Origin of the sequence: Caballeronia sp. NK8, from assembly GCF_018408855.1 — a bacterium.
Lineage (GTDB): Bacteria > Pseudomonadota > Gammaproteobacteria > Burkholderiales > Burkholderiaceae > Caballeronia.
This window is the reverse complement of the sequence record NZ_AP024323.1, coordinates 554,794-575,734: the sequence shown is the minus strand read 5'-3', so window position 1 is coordinate 575,734 and position 20,941 is coordinate 554,794. Positions and strand designations below refer to the sequence as shown.

Below are 20,941 nucleotides of genomic sequence, written 5' to 3'. Positions count from 1 at the left end.
AAAAGTCTCCTGTCATTGCGCATGAGTGCGCTGATTAATAGTGAATACCCGATAACGAATACCCGCAACGGACACCAACCGGATCAAAGCGCCTGCGCCATCAGACGCTTTTCGCGCGCCGCCCGCCAGCGCGCGACGAGATTCGGGATCAACACCGACGAGAGCAGCAGCGCGCCCGTCACGATCGTGAGCGTTTCGCTCGATACGTCCGCGAGCGTCAGCGCATTGCGCAGCACGCCGATGATCACGAGCGACAACAGCACGCCGATCATCGAGCCGCGCCCGCCGAAGATGCTCACGCCGCCGAACAGCACCGCCGCGATCACGGAAAGCTCGAAGCCCTCGCCGTTGTCGCCGCGCGCGCTCGTGAAGCGCAGCGTATAGACGATGCCCGCGAGCGCAGCCATCGCGCCCGACATCATGAAGAGCTTCAGCTTCGTCTTCGCGACGTCGATGCCGGAGAACTGCGCGGCCACTGGATTCGCGCCGATCGCAAAGAGGCTGCGCCCGAAAGGTGTCGCCTGCAACAGCACCGTGAAGATAATGGCGCCCGCAATCACCAGGACGAAGGGCATCGGCAGGAAGGTATTCGCGATCGTGTCGATGCCGAAGGCCGTGTACGACGCCGGAAAATCCGCGATGGCCTGATCGCCGAGCAGCACGTACGCGAGACCGCGAAAGAGCGCGAGCGTGCCGATCGTCACCGCGAGCGACGGCAGACTGAAACGCACGATCACGAGGCCGTTGAGCAGGCCCGCGAGCGTGCCGAACAGAAGCACGAGGACGATCACGAGCGGCATCGGCAGGCCCATGTGCCACAGCACGCCCATCAGCGCGCTGGACGCGCCCAGCACCGACGCCACCGATAGATCGATCTCCGCCGCGACGATGACGAGCGTCATCGGCAGCGCGATCAGCGCGATTTCGGTGAAGTCCGCGAGCATGTTCGAGATATTCGCCGCCGACAGAAAGAGCGGCGACAGCACGCGCCCCGCGACCAGCGAGACAACCAGCACGATCGCGAGCATCGCTTCCCATTGCAGGTGGCGGCGTCTGGTGGTGGCGAGTGCGGAATCGGGTTTAGCCATGATCGCGTTTCCTCATCATGCGGCGCGCGACGGAACGCGCCAGCAACGTATCGAGCGCGATCGCCGCAACGATCAGCGCGCCTTGAATCGCCTGCTGCCAGAACGGCGACACGCGCAACACAACGAGGGCGATGTTGATGACGCCGAGCACGAGCGCGCCGAGTGTCGCGCCCGCGATCGTGCCAACGCCGCCCGTGATCGCGACGCTGCCGACCACCGCCGCCGCGACCACCTGCAACTCGATGCCCTTCGCCGTACTGGCATCGACGGTGCCGAAGCGCGCGAGCCACAGCACGCCCGCGAGCCCCGCGATCGCGCCCGAGAGCAGAAAGCCGATCATCACGCGCCGGTCCACGCGGATGCCCGCGAGCCGCGCGGCTTCGGGATTCGAGCCGATCGCATAATGCTCGCGCCCGCCGCGATACTGCTTCAGATACACCGACAACGCGATCAGCACCACCAGCGCGATCAACACGAGATTCGGCACGCCGAGGAGCGAGCCCGTCGCGATGGAGGCGAACGCATCGGGCAGACTCGTTGCGTTGATCTGACCGCCGTGAACCCACGCGTAGTCCGCGCCGCGCACGATATAAAGCGTCGAAAGCGTGGCGACGAGCGAAGGCACGCGCCCGAACGTGACGAGCGCGCCGTTCACCGCGCCGATCGCCAGCCCGACGCCGATGCCCGCGAACATCGCGACGAGCACCGGCATCTGCGGAAACATCACGAAGAGGCTGCCGACCGCATACGCCGATACGCCGACCACCGACGCCACGGACAGATCGATATGCCGCATCAGCATCACGATCGTCATGCCCGCCGTCAGCAGACCGATGATCGATACATTGAGCAGCACGTCGCGCAGATTCTGCAGATTGAGGAAGTCGGGCTTGACCGCCGCCGTCGCGCCGATCAGCACGAGCAGCACGATGAAGAGCGTCAGCTCGCGGCTCTTCGCGATCGAGACCGCGAGGCTTTCGCGTTTCGTTTCGGCAGGCGGCATCGCGGGTAGCGTGGGAGAGTGTCGTGTCATCATGCTGCACGTCCTAGTGTTTGCGCGGACGCGCCCAGAGCTGCGCTCATCACACGTTCCTCGTTCGCGTCGGCGCGGGCGATATCCGCGCTGATGCGGCCTTCGTGCATCACGAGCACGCGATCCGCCATGCCGAGCACTTCAGGCAATTCGCTCGATATCATCAGCACCGCCATGCCCTCCTTCACGAGTTCCGCCAGCGTGCGATACACCTCCGCTTTCGCGCCCACGTCGATACCGCGCGTCGGCTCGTCGATGATCAGCACCCTCGGGTTCGTCGCCAGCCATTTGCCGAGCACGACCTTCTGCTGATTGCCGCCCGACAGCGTGCCGACGGGCGCGTCGAGATCGCCGGCCTTGAGGCGCAGACGCTTGCCCCAGTCGGCTGCGAGCGCCGATTCGCTCTTCGCCGTGATGAGTCCGTGCCGCATCAGCCGTCCGAGCACCGTCAGCGACGCATTGCGCGCGATGCTCAACTCCAGCGCGAGCCCTTGCGCGCGACGATCTTCCGGCACGAGCGCGAGGCCCGCGCGCACGGCGGCCGCCGGATGTCCCAGCGCGAGCTTTTTGCCCGCGATCTTCACTTCACCGCCATCGACCGGATCGATGCCGAAGATCGCGCGCGCGACTTCGCTTCTTCCCGCGCCGACCAGTCCGGCCAGCGCGACGATCTCGCCCGCCCGCACATCGAACGAGACGTTCCTGAACACGCCTTCGCGCGTGAGATTGCGCACCGAAAGACGCACGTCTCCAAGCGTTACGTCGGCTTTCGGATAGAACGTGTCGAGATCGCGGCCGACCATCCGGCTCACGATCGCATCGATGTTCATGTCCTGCGTGAGTGCGTCGTAGACTTTCATGCCGTCGCGCATGATCGTCATGCGCTGCGTCAGCGCGAACACTTCATCGAGACGATGCGTGATGAAAAGAATCGCGACATCGCGCTCGCGCAAGGCGCGCACGATCGCGAAGAGCCGTTCCACTTCGGGCAGCGAGAGCGCGGCGGTCGGCTCGTCCATGATCAGCACGTTCGCATCGAGCGACAGCGCCTTCGCGATCTCGACGACCTGCTGATCCGCTATCGACAGGCCGCGCACGAGCCGTTGCGCGCGCAGATTCACGCCGAGCGACGCCAGCAGCGCATCGACTTCGCGATGCATCTCGTCGTAGCGAATGCGGCCGAAGCGATCGCGCGGCTGCCGGCCCATATAGATGTTCTCCGCGATGGAAAGATCGGCGAAGAGCGTCGGCTCCTGATAGATCACGGCGATGCCCGCATCGCGCGCTTCGGCGGGATTCGCGAAGCGACACGCGACGCCATCCACGAGCAGCTCGCCCGCATCGGGCTGATAGACGCCCGCGAGCAGTTTCACGAGCGTCGACTTGCCCGCGCCGTTCTCGCCCAGCAACGCGTGCACTTCGCCGGGAAAGAGTTGCAGGCTGCCGTCGCCGAGCGCGCGCACGCGTCCGAACGATTTGCCTGCATGCCTCAGTTCGAGTCTTGGCGTCATGTTTCCCTCTAGATCCGATAGATGCGTTCGGCGTTGCGCACGAACAGCGCGTCCTTCTCGCTGTCGCTGGCATCGCCGACGATCTGCGCGTAGGCGTTCCAGATCGCCGTGTACGAACCGAACAGGCGATCCACCGGAAAGTTCGATGCGAACATCGCGCGGTCGGGGCCGAATGTATCGATGGTCTCGTGCACGTAAGGGCGCAGGCTCTCGACGGTCCACGCGTGATCGAACATGGCGAAGCCGCTCAGCTTCACCGCGACGTTCGGGCAGGCGGCCAGCATCCGAATGCCTTCACGCCACGCGCGATAGCCCTGCGTCGAATTGCGGTCCACGAACATCCCCGCGTGATTGACGATGAATTGCGTATCCGCATGCTCGCGCGCGAGTTGCGCGGCCTCTTCCATCTGCGATGGATACAGTTGCAGATCGAACGACATGCCGAAGCGCTTCAGTAAGCCGAAATGCCTGCGCCATTGCGGCTCGCGCATGAAATGACGGCCGACATAGTCGTAGAGCCTGTTCTCATGCACGTTGAGAATCTGGCGGATGCCGCGCGTATTGGCGAACGCCGCGTGCGCTTCGAGCACCTGTTCGGCGTTGTCCGCCGACAGGTCCGCGCCCGCGACGATGCCGTTCGGCATGCCGTCCTTGTCCGCGATCGATTGCAGCCAGCGCGTTTCCTCGACGGGATCGGCGGGATCGTGATTCGCATCGACATGCACGAGCTTCAGGATTTCGATGTCCTGTGCATCGCACAGCAGATCCGCGAGCAGATAGTCGTGCTTCAGGTCGCGCGCATCGCCGACGAACGACGTCTGCGGATTCGCGAGCCAGGGGTAATGATGCGTGGACAACTCCCACAGATGAATATGCGGATCGACGACCTGCATGTTGCTTTCCTCGCGAGAGAGGCGAACGTTTCAGGGAAGATGAAACACCGGCACGAGCGGCACCGCGACAGGCGCGCTGTCTCCACGCTCCGCGTGTGTCTCCATCAGTTCGGCCATGCTGTCCCACCACTTGCGCATGACGGGCAGCGTCGCCAGCGCATGGGTGGTATGCGTGTCCGTACGCTGCTGGATGGCGAACAGATGTCCGGTCGATTCGTCGAGAAAGATCCGGTAATCGCGGATGCCCGCCGCGTGCAGCGCGTCGGCCAGTTCCGGCCAGAGCTCGCGATGGCGCTTCTCGTACTCCTCGCGCATGCCCGGCTTCAGGGTCATGCGAAATGCCACTGTCTCCATGGCGGGCCGCCTTCTTTTGATTGGTGAATCCCTGTGTGCGGGAGTCGTTGTGCTGCGACTATAATTCGCCGACCGATAACACGACAATCCGATTGCAGGATTGGCCGATCGCAAAAACGTATCGCTGCGCCGTATCATCGCGCGGTTCAACGCGAACTGTCGAATGAATCAGAACGTGTCCCAAAGTGTGTCGCCCGGCATTTCAACCAGCGCGCTGGTGAATCGGCTGAAGTTCAAGCATCTGGCGCTGCTCGTCGCGCTCGATGACGCGCGCAATCTCCATCAGGCCGCCGAGACGATCAACGTCGCGCAGCCGAGCGCGAGCCGCATGCTCGCGGATATCGAGGAGGCGTTCGGCTTTCTGCTGTTCGAGCGCAACGCGCGCGGCATGCAGCCGACCCCGCTCGGCACCGCCGCGCTGGCCTACGCGCGCCGCTCGCTCGCTGACCTGACGCGCTTCGCCGACGATCTCGACGCCAAGCGTCGCGGCGGGCACGGCCAGCTGACCGTGGGCGCGATCATGGGCGCCGCGCCCGACGTGCTCGCGATGGCCGTCACCGAACTGAAATCCGAGCGGCCGCTGCTGAACGTTCGCATCCTCGGCGAGACGAGCGATCAGGTCGTGCAGTTGCTGCATCGCCGCGAAGTCGATCTCGCGCTCGGGCGGCTGACCACGCCCCTGCAACACAACGATTTCGACTTCGAGCCGCTCGCGCGCGAAGCGATGCGGCTCGTCGTGCGCGCGGGGCATCCGCTCGCCGGAAAGACCGAACTCGCGCTGGACACGCTGGTCGGCTGGCCGTGGATCCTGCAGCCGATCGCGAGCCCCGCGCGTGGTCTGTTCGAAGACGAACTCGCGCGCGCAGGACTGACGACGCCGGCCGATATCGTCGAATGCGCGTCGATCTTCGCGACGCTGCAATTGCTGCAGAACAGCGAAGCCGTCGCGATGCTGCCGGAGTCGGTCGTGCGCGACTATCTGCGGGCGCAGTTGCTGATCGAACTGCCGATCGAAATCGGCAAGAGCCTGTCGGGTTTCGGGCTGTTGCGTCGAAAGTTCGAAACCTTGAGCGAACCGGCCGAATACTTCATCGCGTTGTTGCGCAAGTACTCGGCCGTGTCACCTCACTGAGTCACTGAAGATTGACGAACAGGCCGCCATCCACGAGCAAAGAAGCGCCCGTCACATAGCGCGCGCGGTCCGAGGCGAGAAAGACGACGCATTGCGCGACGTCATCGGGCGCGCCGAGACGCCCAAGCGGAATGCGCTTCTCCATATAGGCGCGCTTGTCCGTGTCCGAAAGGTCATCGGCGTTGAGATCGGTCGCGATGGTGCCCGGCATCACCGAATTGCAGCGGATGCCATACGGTCCGAGCGCGATCGCGCACGATTGCATCAGCGAATGGACGCCCGCCTTGGTCGGCGTGTAGTGCGTCTGCATGCCACCGCCGACGAGCGCGCTGATCGAACTCGTCGCGACGATCGCGCCGCCCGTGCCTTGCGCCTTCATCTGGTTCGCGGCGGCCTGCGTCACGTAGAACGCGCCGTTCAGGTTCACCGCGACCGTGGTCTCGTAGACGGAGGCGGGCATGTCGAGAAACGCGTGGAACGGGCAGATGCCCGCATTGCTCGACAGCACGTCGACGTGGCCGAACGCATCCACCGTGCGCGCGATGAGTTCGATGCCCGTGTCGCGCTCGGCGACGTTGCCCTCGACGGCGATCGCGCGCCGCCCGAGCGCTTCGATCTCGGCGACGATCGATTCCACCGCCGATGCCTTGCCGTACGACTTGTCGTTGTCGCCCCAGTAGTTGATGGCGACATCCGCGCCTTCACGCGCGCTCGCGAGCGCGATCGCCCGGCCGATGCCACGCGATCCGCCCGTCACCACGACGACCTTGTTCTGCAAAAGCATGAATGTCTCCCCTTGTCGCATCGTTGAGGATGACGGCGCATGCCGTCATCCACGTTACATCGCCGCGTGAACGCCTTCCTTACTGTCACGCCAAACGGATGACGCTCGACGCGTATCAATGCGTGTAAGGCCGCGTCAGCGCGCACTCCGGATTCAGCCGCACGCCGAAGCCCGGCGTCTCCGGCACCTTCATGCGGCCGTTCACCGGCACGGGCTCGTCGAGCAGCAAGGGCGTGAACATCGGCACGACCTGATCGGCCTTGGGCGCCATCATCAGGAACTCGGCGAACGGCGAGTTGTGGCGCGTCACGACGAAGTGATAGCTGTACACCGACGAGCCATGCGGCACGACGAGCACGTTGTGCGCGTCCGCCAGCGCGGAAATCTTGATCAACTCCGTGATGCCGCCGCACCAGCCGACATCCGGCTGCACGAGGTCCGCGCAGCCCATCTCGAACAGCATGCGAAAGCCCCAGCGCGTCGCTTCGTGCTCGCCGGTCGTGACCATCATCCCGTTCGGCACCGAGCGGCGCAGTTCGGCATAGCCCCAGTAATCATCCGGCGGCAACGCTTCCTCGATCCACTTAAGCCCGTGTTCGCGCGCCGCGTTCGCGAGGCGCTTCGCGTAGTTGAGGTCGAGACTCATCCAGCAGTCGAACATCAGCCAGAAATCGTCGCCGACTTTCGCGCGCATGTCCGCGAGCTTCGCGATGTTCTTCGCGAGCCCTTCCTCGCCTTCGGCCGGGCCGTGCTGCAAGGGCATCTTGCCGCCGATGAAGCCCATCTGCTTCGCGAGATCGGGGCGCGCGCCCGTCGCGTAGAACTGCAGTTCGTCGCGAACCGGACCGCCCAGCAGATGAAACACCGGTTCCTTGCGCACTTTCGCGAGCAGGTCCCACAGCGCGAGATCGACGCCCGAAATCGCGTTGAGCACGATGCCCTTGCGCCCGTAATAGAGCGTTGCGTTGTACATCTGATCCCACATCTTTTCGATGTCGGTGACGCGCTGACCTTCGAGAAAGCGCGCGAGATGCTTCTCGACGATGAACGCGCCGATCTCGCCGCCCGTCGTCACCGCGAAGCCCACGGTGCCGTCGCTCGCCTCGATCTCCACGACGAGCGAGCCGAGCACGTTCAGCCCGAACGACTGGCGGCTCTTGCGGTATTCGGGATAGCGCGCCATCGGCGTGGCGATGTGATCGTCGATCCAGTGATCGGCGCCCTGGTCGTGATAGTCGGCGCCGCCGCCGCGAACCGTGAAGGCGCGCACCTGGGCGATCGTAGGCATGGACATGATGTGGCTCCGTACGTGTGGTTTCGTTGTTCAGGACGCCTTGGCGGCGTCGGGAAGGTGTCCGTGATCGGCGCGCCCCGGTACGCGCACCAGCGCGACGATGACGAGCGCGGCAAGTACGCTCGCGCCCGCCAGCACCATGAGCCCGGCGCTCGTCGAATGGAACGCGGCTTCGGCGGCGGTGCGGGCCATCGGCGCAAAGAAACCGCCGAGTCCGCCGAGCGAATTGACGAGCGCGATGCCGGCTGCGGCGGCCGCGCCGGTCAGATAGCGCGTCGGGAAGGTCCAGAAGAGCGGCTGCGCGGCGATAAAGCCGCTCGCCGCGCAGCACAGCGCGATCAGCGAGACGACGGGCGAGCCCGCGACGCCCGACACTGCAATCGCCACACCCGACATCACGAGCAGCGCCACCGCGCAGACGCGATGCCTGCCGGTTCGATCGGCATAACGCGGCACGATCCACGTGACGATCACGGCGGCGATCCACGGCAGCGCCGTCACGAGCCCGACGCGCAAGCCCACCTTCGTTCCGAGCAGCGCGGAGACCTGTTGCGGCAGATAGAAGACGACGCCGTACACCGCCGCCTGAATCAGGAAGTACACGCAGCACAGCACCAGCACGCGCGGATCGACGAGCGCCGCGAGCACGCTGTGCGGACCGTGCGACGACGCGGCGCGGGCATCCTCGTCGAGGCGGCCGACGAGCAGCGCGCGTTGTTCCTGCGTGAGCCAGCGCGCCTTCGCGGGGTCATCGTCGAGATACCAGAATGCCCACACGCCGACGATCGACGCAAGCAGCCCTTCGACGAGAAAGAGCCACTGCCAGCCCTTGAAGCCGAGCGCGCCGTGCAGTTCGAGGAGCAGACCCGAAAGCGGCGCGCCGAAGATGAACGCGAGCGGCGCGCCGAAATAGAACACGCCGAGCGCGCGCGCCCGCGACGATTGCGGGAACCAGCGCGTCAGGTAATAGACGATGCCTGGAAAGAAGCCCGCCTCCGCCACGCCGAGCAGAAAGCGCAGCACGTAGAACGTGGTCGAATCATGCGCGAAGGACATCGCTGCGGAAACGAGGCCCCACGTCACCATGATGCGGCACATCCACAGCTTCGCACCGACGCGATGCAGCAACAGATTGCTTGGCACTTCGAAGATTGCATAGCCGACGAAGAACACGCCCGCGCCGAAGGCGAATGCGGCGTTGGTCAGGCCGGTGTCCTGCTGCAACGCCTTCTGCGCGAAGCCGATATTCGCGCGATCCAGAAACGCGAGCACATACATGAGCAGCAGAAACGGCAGCAGGCGGCGCATCACGCGGGACGTGACGGCGCCTTCCGCTGTAGCGGAGTAATTCATCGCGATTCTCCCGAGAACGCAATCAGTACGTCGCGCGTCCGCCCGACAGATCGAACACCGCGCCGGTGCTGAACGCGCAATCCTCGGACGAGAGCCACAGAATCAGCGACGCGGCTTCCTGCGGCATCAGGAAGCGGTTCATCGGAATTTTGGAGAGCATGTAGTCGATGTGTTGCTGCGACATCGAATCGAAGATTTCGGTCTTGGCGGCGGCGGGCGTGACGGCGTTCACGAGGATGTTCTTGCCCGCGAGTTCCTTGCCGAGCGATTTCGTGAGCCCGATCAATCCGGCTTTAGACGCGCTGTAGTGCGATGCGTTGGGATTGCCTTCCTTGCCCGCGATCGACGCGACATTGACGATGCGCCCGTAGCCCCCCTTCAACATGTGCGGCACGACAGCGCGGCAGGTCAGATACGGCCCGATGAGATTGACGTCGATGACGCGGCGCCACACGTCGGGCGCGAGTTCCCAGGTCGTGCCGTTGCCGCCGGTGATGCCCGCATTGTTGACGAGCACGTCGATCCGCCCATGCGCGGTGAGGGTTTTTTTCGCGGCGGCGTCGACGGACGATTCATCGGTCAGTTCGGCGAGGGCTTCACTGACCTTGCGGTCCTTGTGCTTTGCGGAGAGTTCAGCGCTGGTTCGTGCAAGGCGTTCGCCGTCGACGTCCCACAGCGAGACATCGGCGCCCGATTCGAGCGCGCGCTCCGCCACCGCGAGGCCGATGCCGCGCGCGCCGCCGGTGACGATCACGACGCGGTCCGCCAGGTCGATACGGTTCATGGGTCTTGTCTCCTTTCGTTGTTCGTTGCCGTGGGTTTTGGGTGCCGTGAGAGGCACTATAGTCCCGCTCCAATAGCGCAACAATTCGAAAGGGCGATCGTTCGATAGCAAAAGCGGATCGAACAGATCGGTCGAACGGCCAAAAATCAGGATTTCTCGATGAACTCGCCAGAAACGGGCGTAAAGTTATGATTTCTCGATAAACGTTAAGAAATCTCGATGACGCCCATCGGTTATGCCCGTCTCATCGCCATAGGGGAACTGCGCGTGACGCCGCCGGCAAGGCTCGCCTACGCGAGTTCGTCGGTCAACCGGCGGATCGACAGCGAGAGCCAGATTCTGTTTCCCAACAGCGTCGCTTTCGACGATACACCCGTCGGTCATCTCGAGTTCGCGCTCCGTCACGAAGGTGTCAACCTCGAAGTCATCGATGCCGCGTTCGAGCATATCGAGCCTGGCGAACTTATCGACCGGCTGCGCGCGACGCCGACCGGCGAGCAGATTCGCCGCGCGTGCTTTCTCTGGGAATGGCTTACCGGCAGGGAACTCGACGCCGGCGTGACCATCAAGGGCGGGTATGTCGACCTCTTTCCGGCTGAGCTTTATTACACAGCGCCGCAGCCGGTGCGCGCGCCGCGCTTTCGCGTGCGCAATAACGCGCTGGGCACGCCGTGGTTCTGTCCGATCGTCCATCGTGCTGCGATTCCCGATGATCCGCCGCTCTCCGGGTTGCTTCTCGAAGCGCAAAGTGCGCTCGACGCGATGCAGGACCCGGAGTTGTATAGACGCGCGCTGGCTTTTCTGTATTTGTCGGAGACGCGCGGCAGTTACGCGATCGAATCGGAGACGCCCAGTTCGGACAAGCAGGAACGCTTCGTTCAACTCCTGCGACGCGCCGGCGAACCGGCGAAAGTCGACGAAGAGTGGCTCGTGCAACTGCAGAACGTGATCGTGCGTGATGTCTACAGTCAGGAAGCGTCATATCGGAACAAACAGAACTGGCTGGAAGATGCCGCCGGCCGGGTCGACTTCTTTCCCGTGCCGATCAGCGACCTGCGGCGGGTGATGGCCGACTGGGAGCGCTTCGTCAACGACCAGAAACACTGCCCCGACGTGCTGGTGAAGGCCGCGTGCGCCGCGTTCGGGTTCGTCTATCTGCACCCGTTTTTCGACGGCAACGGCCGTCTCCATCGTTTTCTGATTCAGCACGTGCTGGCGCGTTCGGGTTTGCTGGGCGCGGATACCGTCATCCCGGTCTCCGCGGTGATGGAGCGCAACATCCCGGCCTATCACGCAGTGCTGACGGCGTTTTCCCGCCCGGTGACGAGACTATGGAATTACCGGCGGGTCGATACGGAGCCGCTCGTGCTGAGCGCGCCGTCGAGCCGCGCCTATCGGTTCTTCAACGCCGACCGCGAAGTGGCGTTCCTCTACGCGATGATCAAGGAAGCGGTGCGGGAGGAGATTCCCCGCGAGATCGCATGGCTGCAAGGCTACGATCACGCGTTCGCGTTACTGAATGACGAGTTCGATTTGCCGCGCAAGGACCTTTCGGTGCTGATTCGTATGACGCAGTCGAACAAGGGCACGCTGTCCACGCATCGCAGGAAGCAGTATCAGCATGTTCCTCGAGCGGTGCTCGATCGCATCGAAGAAGTCGTGCGCGACGCGTTCGCGAGCCAGGCACGGACTTCAGGAAATTAGGTTTTTTCGAGGAGAAGGCGAAAATCACACCGAAAATTAAAATTTCTCGATGAGAGTTAAAGAATTTCGAGCCCGGGACTGCTCAGAACGTTGATTTGTCCGGCGTAGCTTGACGAGGTCGCACCACCGGCCGCCTGTTTTCGGGGAAATGTCCGCGAGCATCTACGAGTGAGTCTTTGAAGTGTCTGTCCGCGATAAGCGCGAAGGCAAAAAGCGCGACGCCTATTGGGCAGAGAAAAAGAACAGCGACCAGCACGGCGACCTCCGATCAATGATGCAACGCAGTGTAGCGCGGCAAAACACGCCTATTGTCTTAAAAAAAGACAATACTGCGTTCAACAATCGCGAACTTTGATTCGGAATGCGCTGATGCAGAGGTCGCCGATCGATTACGAGCGTTCCAAGACCGGTTCCGCCGCCGGCCGCAGCGCCAGCCAGTAGATCAGGAACCGTCCCGCGAAGATGCCCGCCACCGCGCCCGAAACGAGACCATTCAGCACGATGAAGGTCGAATCCACGCCGATATAAGGCGTCGTTGCCATCTCAAAGCCGATCCAGAATTTCATCGCGAAGGTCAGCAGGATCAGCACGAGCGGCACCACCGAGCCAGGTAACGTGATCGTGCGCCGCACGCGGTCCACCGTCATGCCGCTACGCTTCGCAAGCGTAACGCCGAGCCCCGCGCCCAGCACGCCGCCCGCCGCCCACATCAGCGCCGTATCCCAACCGGTCGCCGGGTCCGACAGAAGATGCAGCAATCCCCAGCCGACGAACACCGCCGGCACGATGCCCAGCTTCGACAGCGGCGCGGTGCTGCCCTTCATCGCCTTCATGCCGCGAGAGACCAGCACGGCAAGCAGAACCCAAACCCAGGCGGGTGCACCCAGCAAGATTTCCTGGAAGGACATGATCGTTCTCCTGTGACTTGTGACGCGATTGACCGGAATGTCATCGGCGATTGCACTTCGATCCACATCGAGCTGCTTCTCGCCGTTAATCTTTACGATGGAAAGATTTTGACTTTCACGCGTGTTTGGGTCAAGATAATTTTCCATTGTAAAGATTGATCGACCGACGAGTCTCCATTCCTATGCAGAACAGTCCGCTCACCAGAAAACGCGGTCGTCCGGCGAAAGCACCCGAAACCGCGCCGCATCCCTACCATCACGGCTCGCTGCCGGACGCGCTGCTGCATGCCGCCGAAACCGTGCTTCGCCGCGACGGACTGCGCGGTCTCACACTGCGCGCGATCGCTCGGGAGGCAGGCGTGTCGCACACTGCGCCACAACATCATTTCGGCGACACCGCGGGCGTGCTTGCCGAACTCGCGGCGAGCGGACATCGGCGACTCGCTCACGCGATGCAAAAACGCGCAGCAGCCGCAGGCGCCGGCACGGATCGCGGCCGCGCGATCGCGCACGGCTACATCGACTTCGCGGTCGCCAATCCCGATCTCTTCCGGCTGATGTCCCGCAACGAACTGCTCGACACCGAAAGGCCGTCGCTCGTGGAAGCGCGGCGCATGTCCGCCGCCGGCCTCGCCGATGTGTTCGATGCCGTGCCCGAGATCGCGCCCGGCAGCAACAGCGCGTTTGGCGCGATGGGTTCGGAGCAGACCATCGCGATGGCATCGGCGTGGGCGCACGTGCACGGGCTCGCGTCGCTTCTGATCGACAACCGGCTCAACGGGCTCGCCGCCGTGCCCGGCACGTTCCGCACGCCGCGCGATCTGGTCGACGCCGTGATCGACACGATGTGAAGCCAAGTGCGCGCAAGCGAACGGCGGTTTCGCCACTTTTGTCCGTAAGATCAAGATGTTGAGCGCGTTCCAGCGATCCATTTTGAGTGCAAGGACGCGCGCCATTTACAATGTCGGATCGACTGCGCACGGCTTGCCCGGCCCACGCCGAACCACGCCTTCCGCGGTCCCACCCTTACGCATCCGACTGGCAGTATGGTCACTGAAACGTCTTCTTCGGAATCGCTCGCCGTCGCGGAGCGCGTGCGCGAGCTGATGGGCCGTCACGGCATCGGCAAGCGGCAGCAGACCGCCGAGTTGTGCCGCATTCTCGACCTGAGTTTTTCGCAGGGCCATCGCAAGTTGCGCGGCAACAGTCCGTGGACGATCGCGCAGATCCGCCGCGTCGCCGATGCCTTCGACGAGCCCGCGCTCAAGCTTTTCGATTCGATCAACACGCGCCCCGACGTCACCGAAGGCACCGCGCACGACGCCGTGCTCAAGCTTGGTTCGCTCGAGATTCCGTGCATGGCGTGGGTCGGGAATGCGCTCGAGGCGGGCAGCCGGCCGGATTTCATCGCGCAGAAGCTGAACAACCGCTGGATCGTCACGAAGCATGAAGGCGTCCTGTTGCAGGAAGCCTGCGACGTCCACAAGATCGAAATACAGCCGCGCCGCCCGGATATCGACAAGCCGATCATCGCCGTGGTCGACGACGATCACGCGTCCGCCGACAATCTGCATGACTATCTCGAAGCCACCGGCTTCACGGCGATGGCCTTCTACGGTCTCGACGCCTTCCTCGAAGCGCTGCAGGCGCAAGTGTTCGACGCCGTCGTGATGGACTGGCTGTTCGGCGTCCATACGTCGGCGGACGCGATCCGCGCGGTGCGCGAGTCGGACAACCCGGACGCGCCGGTGTTCGTGCTCACCGGCGAACTGACTACAGGCAAGGCGAGCGAGTCGGAAATCAGCCAGGTCATCCGCGACTACAACGTGACGTGTTTCGAGAAGCCCGCGCGGCTGGGCATACTCGTCGCGGATCTTTCCAAGCGGCTGATGCGCAGCTGAACGGCGAGACCTACGTGACTCGCCGGCGCACCGTCACCGCGCGGTGCACGGCGCCCTTCAGCACCTCGTAACGCACCGGCTTCAGCAGGTAGTCGAAGAACAGCACGGCCGCGGCCGGGTCCACCAGTTCGGGCGCGTAAGCGCTCACCGCGATGATCGGCACGCTCGCGCCCGGCGCACTGCGCGCGCGATATTCGTTCGCGAACGAGTAGCCGTCCTTGCCGGGCATGTGCAGGTCGGCAAGGATCACGTGGGCGTCATTGGCGCGCAGCCACGCAAGCGCGCTGTCGACATCCGGCAGCGCCACGGCCGAATAGCCCAGATGCGTGAGCATCTCGGTGAGCGAATCGCGGATCGCCTCATGATCGTCGATGACGAGCACGCGCGCTTTGCGCAGTTCGGGCGCATCGGCTTCCTGCTCGCCGCGCTCGGGCATATGTTCGGCCGACACCGCCGGCAGACTCACGCGAAACGCGGCGCCCTGTCCCACTTCGCTCGATACTTCGATCTTCCCGTCGAGCAGATCGACGAGCCCGCGCACGACCGCGAGGCCCATTCCCGCGCCGTCGAAGCGCCGCGTGCTGGACGAGTCGAGCTGCGTGAATTCCTGAAAAATCAGCGGCAACTGCTCGCGGGGGATGCCCGGTCCCGTGTCGATCACCGAAATGTCGAGACGTTTCTCCGTGCGCGCGAAATGCACGTCGATGGAACCGGCGTCGGTGTACTTGATGGCGTTGGTCACGAGATTCGTCACGATCTGCCGAACGCGATGCGGATCGGACTCGATCGGCCCGCGTTCGCCCGCGTAGTCGCCGCGCAACGCCAGCCCCTTCGCGCTCGCGGCGGGCGTGTTCGCATCGATGATGGATTCGAGCAGGTCCACCGGATCGAATACGGACATGCGCAATTCGAGCTTGCCCGCGCCCAGACGCGCGTAGTCGGTCAGATCGCGCATCTGCGCTTCGAGATGGCGCGCGCCCGCTTCCAGCCGCTGCATGATCTTGCGGTCGGCATCGCCGCGCGCGTTCAACCCGAGCAATTCGACCGACGAGACGATCGCGTGCAGCGGCGTGCGCAGTTCGTGGCTGATCATGCCGAGGAAGGTGTCTTTCGCGACGCCGGCCTCGCGCGCCGTGCGCGTCGCCTGATGCTCGGCCACGAGCGCCGCGCGCTGCTGCTCGATGAGACGCGTGCGCCGGTATCCATTCAGCAGCAGCAACGCCGTGGCGGCCGCGGACAGCACCCCGAGCAGAATCCCGCCGTAGATCAGATAGCGGCGCTTCGCCTCGAAGTCGCGCACGATCGCCTCGCGCTCGGCAACATCCATGAGCCGGCGTCCGCTCGCCAGTTCTGCCACGACCGGTGCGTTCTGGCGTAGCACGCCGATCACGCGCAACGTGTGCTGACGCTCCGTCTCGAGCCCGTCGACATTCGCCTCGATCGAATCCAGCGCGGTCTGCAATTGCCGCAGGATTTCGCGCTGCCGGTTCAGCAGGGCTTCGTGGCCGTCCGCCTGTCCCGTCGACTCCGACACCTGCGTGAGCCGCGCGCGCAGCAGGCGATAGCTCGCGCGCACGGCTTCGGCATCCTCGTCGATGCCGTTGCGGTACAGCAGCACGTGATTCTCGAAGCGCTCATAGGCGATCTGCAACTGCGCGGCGTCCCAGTAGACGTCGTAGGGCACGACGAGCCTGTGCGTCTCGCGCGCGAGCAGGCCCGAGTACAGCATGTAGCCGACCGCGCCGATCGGCGGCGCGACCGCGAGCGCGATCAGCGCCGCATACCAGAGGCGGCGAAACCAGGGGCGCGCGGCGTGCGCGCGCAGGGAGGGCTCGGTGCTGATGACGGCCATCGGTCACTGGAGCGCTTCGATGGCCCGGGCCGCACGCGCCGACGCGACCACGATCAGCTTCATCGTCGCCCGCGTGGCGCCGACGAAGATCTTGCGCGCCGCCTGTTCATCGAGCGCGTCGAAATCGACTTCGGTGAGAATCACGCACGGCGCGGATTGCCCCTTGAAGCGATAGATCGATTCGAGCAGCACATCGCCCTCGCGATACTCCGGGTTGCCGAACAGATCGTACGTGCCGGTGAAGGCGCGCAGCCGGTGCGGGCCGAGCTGGTCGACCGCCGTCAACGCCGAGCCCTCGCGGCCCCGGAACGACAGCACCGCGATGTCCTGTTTGCGAAAACCCAGCGACAGCGCGTTCGTGATGGCGCGCTTGGTCGCCTCGATGATTTCCTCCGGATGACCGTCCTCGTAGGTCGAGATGCTGACATCCGAGCCGTCGAACGGACTGCCCGCGTCGAGCCGCACCTCGGGCCCGACGATCTTGCGGATGAAGCCGAGCAGATCGCGCGGGCTGCGATAGTTGGTGCTTTCGCGCAGGATGGTCCAGCCCGGCAGCGGCACGGGTTCACGCAGATAGAGGTTCTGCATCGGATCTTCGAGCCACCACCACGCGCCGTCGGGATTGAGCAGGCGCTCGAGCGCATCGACCCACGCCGCCTGAAAATCCTGACCTTCGTCGACGATCAGGACATCGGTCTTCCAGTGCTCGGGCACGGGCACCGCCGCGAAGCGCTCTTCCAGCGTCGCGAACACATTCGGCTGACTGAAGTCGGGCGGGCTTCCGGCATCGCGCGAAACCGCCGCGCTCAGCTGATGATAGTTCGCGATCTTCGCCTCTTTCGGCGCGATCACGCGGATGTGGTCGGCGAGCGGCCGGTTGAAGCACACGTAGAGCACGCTCTTGCCCTGCGCCAGCGCATCGCGCATCACGCGCACCGCGAGCTGCGTCTTGCCCGCGCCCGCGGTCGCGATCACGCGTAGACGGAACGGCTCGAATTCGAGCCTGCGCGCCCACGTCGCGAGCCCGCCCGACAGACGCGTGACGAGCGTGTTGGCCGCGCCGACGAGTGCGTTGGTATCGGGCGTGAGCGAGAGTTCATCGGCGAGAAAGTGATGAATGCGCGCTGCTGCTTCGAAGCGCGGCTCGTCGGGCGGCAGGATGTCGAGCACGGCGCGCGCGAGTTGCGACTTGCGGCTCGCATCGACGATACGCGCCGGCGCGACACCAGCGATGGCGGCATTCTTCACCGTGTAGTCGGGGCAATACAGCAGTTCCTCGATCCGGTACGTGCCCGCGCCGAACGCGGCGGTGAAGCGCCGATGCAGATTCTCCAGCGTGCGCGCGAGCTGAATCGCGACGTTGCGTTCCTTCTGCAAATAGACCTTCACGAGTCCCGCGCTCGTTTCGCGCAGGAAGCCCGCCTTCATCTCGATCATCAGCACGCGGCCCGATGGCGCGACCACCACGAAATCCGCTTCGCCGAATACGGAAAAGCCTTCGTTGATGCGCGTCCAGTGCACGCCGTGATAGACCGTGTAGTCTTCAGGGAGCTTTTCGAGGAGCGCCAGCGTTTCGAGTTCGCGCGCAGCGGCGCCGGTCGCTTCGAGGTTCTTCCAGTCGTCGGGAACGATTCGGGCCATGCGTCGCCTGTGGGCTGAGTGTTTGCGTGCGAGTCATTGTACGCAACGCGCCGGGCGCGCCGGCAGTCGGCCGAATGGCTAGCTGGCGAAGTCGTAGCGGCCGCCGCGCTCCAGTGCGCGCTGGTAGGCAGGCCTCGCGTGAATACGTTCGAGAAACGCCCGGATATGCGGCAGCGACTTAGCCCCCGCTCGCTGGCTCCCGGTTTCGAGCGGAAAGCTCATCTGCACATCGGCGGCGCTGAAGGTATCGCCCACGAACCAAGTCGATTTCGTAAGCTCGGCGTCGATATAACCGAGATGCAGCCGCAATTGCGGATCGATGAAACTGCTTTGCATCGTCTGCGCGATGCGCCGCGCGATCGGCCTGGCGAAGAACGGCATCTTCGCGCTCTCCAGCCGTCGCGCGACGAGCTTGAGCAGAAGCGGTGGCATCGCCGAACCTTCCGCATAGTGCATCCAGTAGTTGTAGCGCACGCGTTCCGGCGACACACCCGGCGGCGGTGAGAAACGCCCTTGGCCGTAGCGATCCACGAGATATTCGATAACCGCACCCGACTCCGCGAGCGTGAGATCGCCATCGGTGACGACCGGTGATTTGCCGAGCGGATGCACCGCGCGCAATTCGGGCGGCGCGAGCATCGTGCGCGGGTCGCGCTGATAGCGTTTCAGTTCGTATTCGACTCCAAGCTCCTCGAGCATCCAGAGCACGCGCTGGGAGCGGGAATTGTTGAGGTGGTGGACGGTCAGCATGGCTCAGCTCTTTTTCATTTTGGACGATGCCGCCACGGTACACCGCTTGCATAAGGTGAACTTATCCGTGCGCGCGCGTCGAAAGGATAAGGCCCTTTCATGAAGGCCGCACAATGATTAACAAACACTCAACGAAATAAGGAGAATCCGATGACGCTGATCATCTACCTCGTCGGCTGGCTGATTCTGATCGGCGGCGTGTCGTGGGCGCTGGTTGCGATGCATGTCTCGCAGCACACGATCATGATCGTCGCCGTCATCATGCTGGGCATCGCCGTCATCACGGGCGCCACGCGGGCGCGCAATCGCGACAGGTCGTAAAGGTTCGGGGCCGCCTGTCATCGGCGGTCCCGGAACGCCTCGGGTCAGCTCACATCACCACTCGCGTGCCGACCGCATCCTGGATCAGCGTGACGAGTTCGTCGGGATGCACGGGTTTCACCATGAAATGCTGAAAGCCCTCGCCGATACTGCGCAATCGATACTCTTCGCTGCCATGGCCCGTCAGCGCGATCGCCACGGAAGGCGGCAGGTTGCCGCGTATTTCGTGATCCCGCAAACGTTGAATGAGATAGAAACCGTCCATCTCGGGTAAATCCAGATCGCAGATCACCGCATCGGGAAGATGCTCGATCGCCGCCTGCGCGCCGTCTTCGGCGTCGGCCAGGGCGAACACTTGCGCACCCTCTTCTTCCAGCAACATCTGCAGCGATGCCCTGCTTTCCGGATCGTCTTCGATGAGCACGATCCGCATGTGCCCCAGTCTTGCTACTTCGTCCATGATGTTCTTTTCTGCTGCCAAAAACGGAATTCACGCGCTGGTTTCGATCTCTCGCCGCCGCGCGCACGGTTGCGCGCATTGATTGACAGTAAAACGCGGCGCGAATTCCGAACGCACCGTTATTTACGCCGCGCGTGCGCCGGTGCGGAACGCCTCGCGGTTCTGACCGCGCCTTTGTGCAGTGTTGCCCCGGGCGCAGCGTGCCTTATCGAGCAAAAACCGGACCGAGACGGTTTCATAACCGTGAATGCCATATTGCGCGGGCGTTTGCGCCGATCCGCGCCGCCACCGTCCGATCCCGCGCGCACGACCGTGTAATTCCTGGATCAGCCGTACCCTGTTTTCCCGTCAGACGTTTGTATCGCGGGCGGAATCGGGGCGCGAGGCAGTCGAGGTTCCCGCCTGCAGCAGCGCGCGGTACTCGCTCGGCGTCAGGCCGACCGTCGCCTTGAACTGGCGCGTGAAGGCGCTGTGATCGGTGTAGCCGCACAGCGCGGCGACGTCGGTGACTTTCTCGCGCGAGACGAGCAGCGCGGTGGCGGCGTCGAGCCGCGTCTTGAGCAGCACCTGACGCGGCGTCAGATGAAAGACCTTGTGGAAGTAGCGCTCCAGTTGCGCGATCGACATGTTCGCCATCTGCGCAAGCTGCCGCATGTTGAGCGGCTGCACGTAGTTTTCCTGGATGTGCTGCACCACCGCCGCAAGCCGGCTGTAGGCCGGATGCGTCCCTTCGGCGGCCTGCAGATCGCGCGAGATGCCCGCCAGCCCGACGATATGCCCCTGCGTGTCATGCAGCGGCTGCTTGCACGTCATGCACCAGCCGGGTTCGCGTCCCGGATAGAGATGCAGTTCGAGCTGATCGATGAGCTGATGCCCCTGCGCGATGATCGCCTGATCCTGCGCCGTGTAGATGCGCCCGAAGCGGCGCGGAAACACGTCCTCGGCGGTCTTGCCGATGAGCGCAGACTTGTCGTCCTTGTGGCCGCAGCGGCGCGCGAGCGTGCGATTGACCATCGCGTAGCGCGCGTCGCGGTCCTTGACGAAGAACACGATATCCGGCATCGCGTCGAACACGGGCGCGAGCAGCGCGAAATGCGCGAGCATGTCGGAGAGCGTCGACGCTGGAGGATGGACGATCGGCGTCGTGTTAGTCATGCGTGGAGATGTCGGTTGCGCTC

At 64.0% G+C, this 20,941-nt stretch carries 20 protein-coding genes; 5 read left to right on the top strand and 15 right to left on the bottom strand.

All coding sequences use genetic code 11. From position 1 onward, the window contains the following. Positions 1-83: 83 nt before the first annotated feature. From NK8_RS17280 to NK8_RS17260, 5 genes are read right to left on the bottom strand one after another with little or no spacing between them, the layout of a single operon-like run. Positions 84-1,088: an ABC transporter permease gene (locus NK8_RS17280; RefSeq protein ID WP_213230200.1), complete on the bottom strand. Its 1,005-nt coding sequence runs from the start codon at positions 1,086-1,088 to the stop codon at positions 84-86. Beyond that, on the bottom strand, positions 1,081-2,091 hold the full coding sequence (locus NK8_RS17275) for an ABC transporter permease (RefSeq protein ID WP_225936349.1): 1,011 nt from the start codon (positions 2,089-2,091) through the stop codon (positions 1,081-1,083). The genes NK8_RS17280 and NK8_RS17275 overlap by 8 nt, the downstream gene beginning before the upstream one ends. A 29-nt stretch (positions 2,092-2,120) precedes the next feature. Beyond that, positions 2,121-3,632, bottom strand: coding sequence for a sugar ABC transporter ATP-binding protein (locus tag NK8_RS17270; protein WP_213230199.1), 1,512 nt, complete (start codon positions 3,630-3,632; stop codon positions 2,121-2,123). Between the two features lie 8 nt (positions 3,633-3,640). Beyond that, positions 3,641-4,525 carry an amidohydrolase gene (locus NK8_RS17265; RefSeq protein WP_213230198.1) on the bottom strand — a complete coding sequence of 295 codons (885 nt, stop codon included), beginning with the start codon at positions 4,523-4,525 and terminating at the stop codon, positions 3,641-3,643. A gap of 30 nt (positions 4,526-4,555) precedes the next feature. Continuing rightward, on the bottom strand, positions 4,556-4,879 hold the full coding sequence (locus tag NK8_RS17260) for an L-rhamnose mutarotase (protein WP_213230197.1): 324 nt from the start codon (positions 4,877-4,879) through the stop codon (positions 4,556-4,558). A 163-nt stretch (positions 4,880-5,042) separates the two neighbouring features. Here NK8_RS17260 and NK8_RS17255 point away from each other — a divergent pair, with 163 nt between their 5' ends. After that, positions 5,043-6,011: a LysR family transcriptional regulator gene (locus NK8_RS17255; protein WP_162067328.1), complete on the top strand. Its 969-nt coding sequence runs from the start codon at positions 5,043-5,045 to the stop codon at positions 6,009-6,011. Position 6,012: 1 nt separating this feature from the next. Here the strand turns inward: NK8_RS17255 and NK8_RS17250 are convergent, their stop codons facing one another. From NK8_RS17250 to NK8_RS17235, 4 genes are all read right to left on the bottom strand, one after another. Beyond that, on the bottom strand, positions 6,013-6,795 hold the full coding sequence (locus tag NK8_RS17250) for an SDR family NAD(P)-dependent oxidoreductase (RefSeq protein ID WP_061174381.1): 783 nt from the start codon (positions 6,793-6,795) through the stop codon (positions 6,013-6,015). Positions 6,796-6,910: 115 nt separating this feature from the next. Then, positions 6,911-8,089 (bottom strand): L-rhamnonate dehydratase, encoded by a 1,179-nt coding sequence (gene rhmD / locus NK8_RS17245; protein ID WP_213230196.1) that lies wholly within the window; start codon positions 8,087-8,089, stop codon positions 6,911-6,913. Positions 8,090-8,119: 30 nt separating this feature from the next. Then, entirely contained in the window at positions 8,120-9,442 is a 1,323-nt protein-coding gene (locus tag NK8_RS17240) for an MFS transporter (protein ID WP_213230195.1), read from the bottom strand. Between the two features lie 22 nt (positions 9,443-9,464). Next, positions 9,465-10,226, bottom strand: coding sequence for an SDR family NAD(P)-dependent oxidoreductase (locus NK8_RS17235; RefSeq protein ID WP_213230194.1), 762 nt, complete (start codon positions 10,224-10,226; stop codon positions 9,465-9,467). Between the two features lie 219 nt (positions 10,227-10,445). Between NK8_RS17235 and NK8_RS17230 the strand changes: the two genes are divergently transcribed. Continuing rightward, positions 10,446-11,930: a Fic family protein gene (locus NK8_RS17230; RefSeq protein ID WP_213230193.1), complete on the top strand. Its 1,485-nt coding sequence runs from the start codon at positions 10,446-10,448 to the stop codon at positions 11,928-11,930. A 389-nt stretch (positions 11,931-12,319) separates the two neighbouring features. Here the strand turns inward: NK8_RS17230 and NK8_RS17225 are convergent, their stop codons facing one another. After that, complete coding sequence (locus tag NK8_RS17225) at positions 12,320-12,838, bottom strand: DUF6622 family protein (protein WP_213230191.1); 519 nt, start codon at positions 12,836-12,838, stop codon at positions 12,320-12,322. A gap of 182 nt (positions 12,839-13,020) precedes the next feature. Between NK8_RS17225 and NK8_RS17220 the strand changes: the two genes are divergently transcribed. Then, positions 13,021-13,689 carry a TetR/AcrR family transcriptional regulator gene (locus NK8_RS17220; RefSeq protein WP_213230190.1) on the top strand — a complete coding sequence of 223 codons (669 nt, stop codon included), beginning with the start codon at positions 13,021-13,023 and terminating at the stop codon, positions 13,687-13,689. A gap of 195 nt (positions 13,690-13,884) precedes the next feature. Beyond that, the gene (locus NK8_RS17215) at positions 13,885-14,739 is read left to right on the top strand and encodes a helix-turn-helix domain-containing protein (protein ID WP_213230189.1); all 855 of its coding nucleotides are present in this window, start codon (positions 13,885-13,887) and stop codon (positions 14,737-14,739) included. 10 nt (positions 14,740-14,749) lie between these two features. On the opposite strand, the gene NK8_RS17210 is transcribed toward NK8_RS17215, so the two are convergent. The 3 genes from NK8_RS17210 to NK8_RS17200 form a co-directional block, all read right to left on the bottom strand. Further along, positions 14,750-16,591, bottom strand: coding sequence for an ATP-binding protein (locus tag NK8_RS17210; RefSeq protein ID WP_213230188.1), 1,842 nt, complete (start codon positions 16,589-16,591; stop codon positions 14,750-14,752). Positions 16,592-16,594: 3 nt separating this feature from the next. Next, positions 16,595-18,232, bottom strand: coding sequence for an ATP-binding domain-containing protein (locus NK8_RS17205; RefSeq protein WP_213230187.1), 1,638 nt, complete (start codon positions 18,230-18,232; stop codon positions 16,595-16,597). 78 nt (positions 18,233-18,310) lie between these two features. Continuing rightward, positions 18,311-18,982 carry a glutathione S-transferase family protein gene (locus tag NK8_RS17200; RefSeq protein ID WP_213230185.1) on the bottom strand — a complete coding sequence of 224 codons (672 nt, stop codon included), beginning with the start codon at positions 18,980-18,982 and terminating at the stop codon, positions 18,311-18,313. 150 nt (positions 18,983-19,132) lie between these two features. Between NK8_RS17200 and NK8_RS17195 the strand changes: the two genes are divergently transcribed. Further along, positions 19,133-19,303 (top strand): hypothetical protein, encoded by a 171-nt coding sequence (locus NK8_RS17195; protein WP_174258054.1) that lies wholly within the window; start codon positions 19,133-19,135, stop codon positions 19,301-19,303. Positions 19,304-19,352: 49 nt separating this feature from the next. Here the strand turns inward: NK8_RS17195 and NK8_RS17190 are convergent, their stop codons facing one another. Next, positions 19,353-19,763, bottom strand: coding sequence for a response regulator (locus NK8_RS17190; RefSeq protein ID WP_225936321.1), 411 nt, complete (start codon positions 19,761-19,763; stop codon positions 19,353-19,355). 348 nt (positions 19,764-20,111) lie between these two features. Continuing rightward, a complete protein-coding gene (locus NK8_RS17185; protein ID WP_162067314.1) occupies positions 20,112-20,918 on the bottom strand; it encodes an AraC family transcriptional regulator in 807 nt (268 codons plus the stop codon). Between the last annotated feature and the right edge of the window lie 23 nt (positions 20,919-20,941).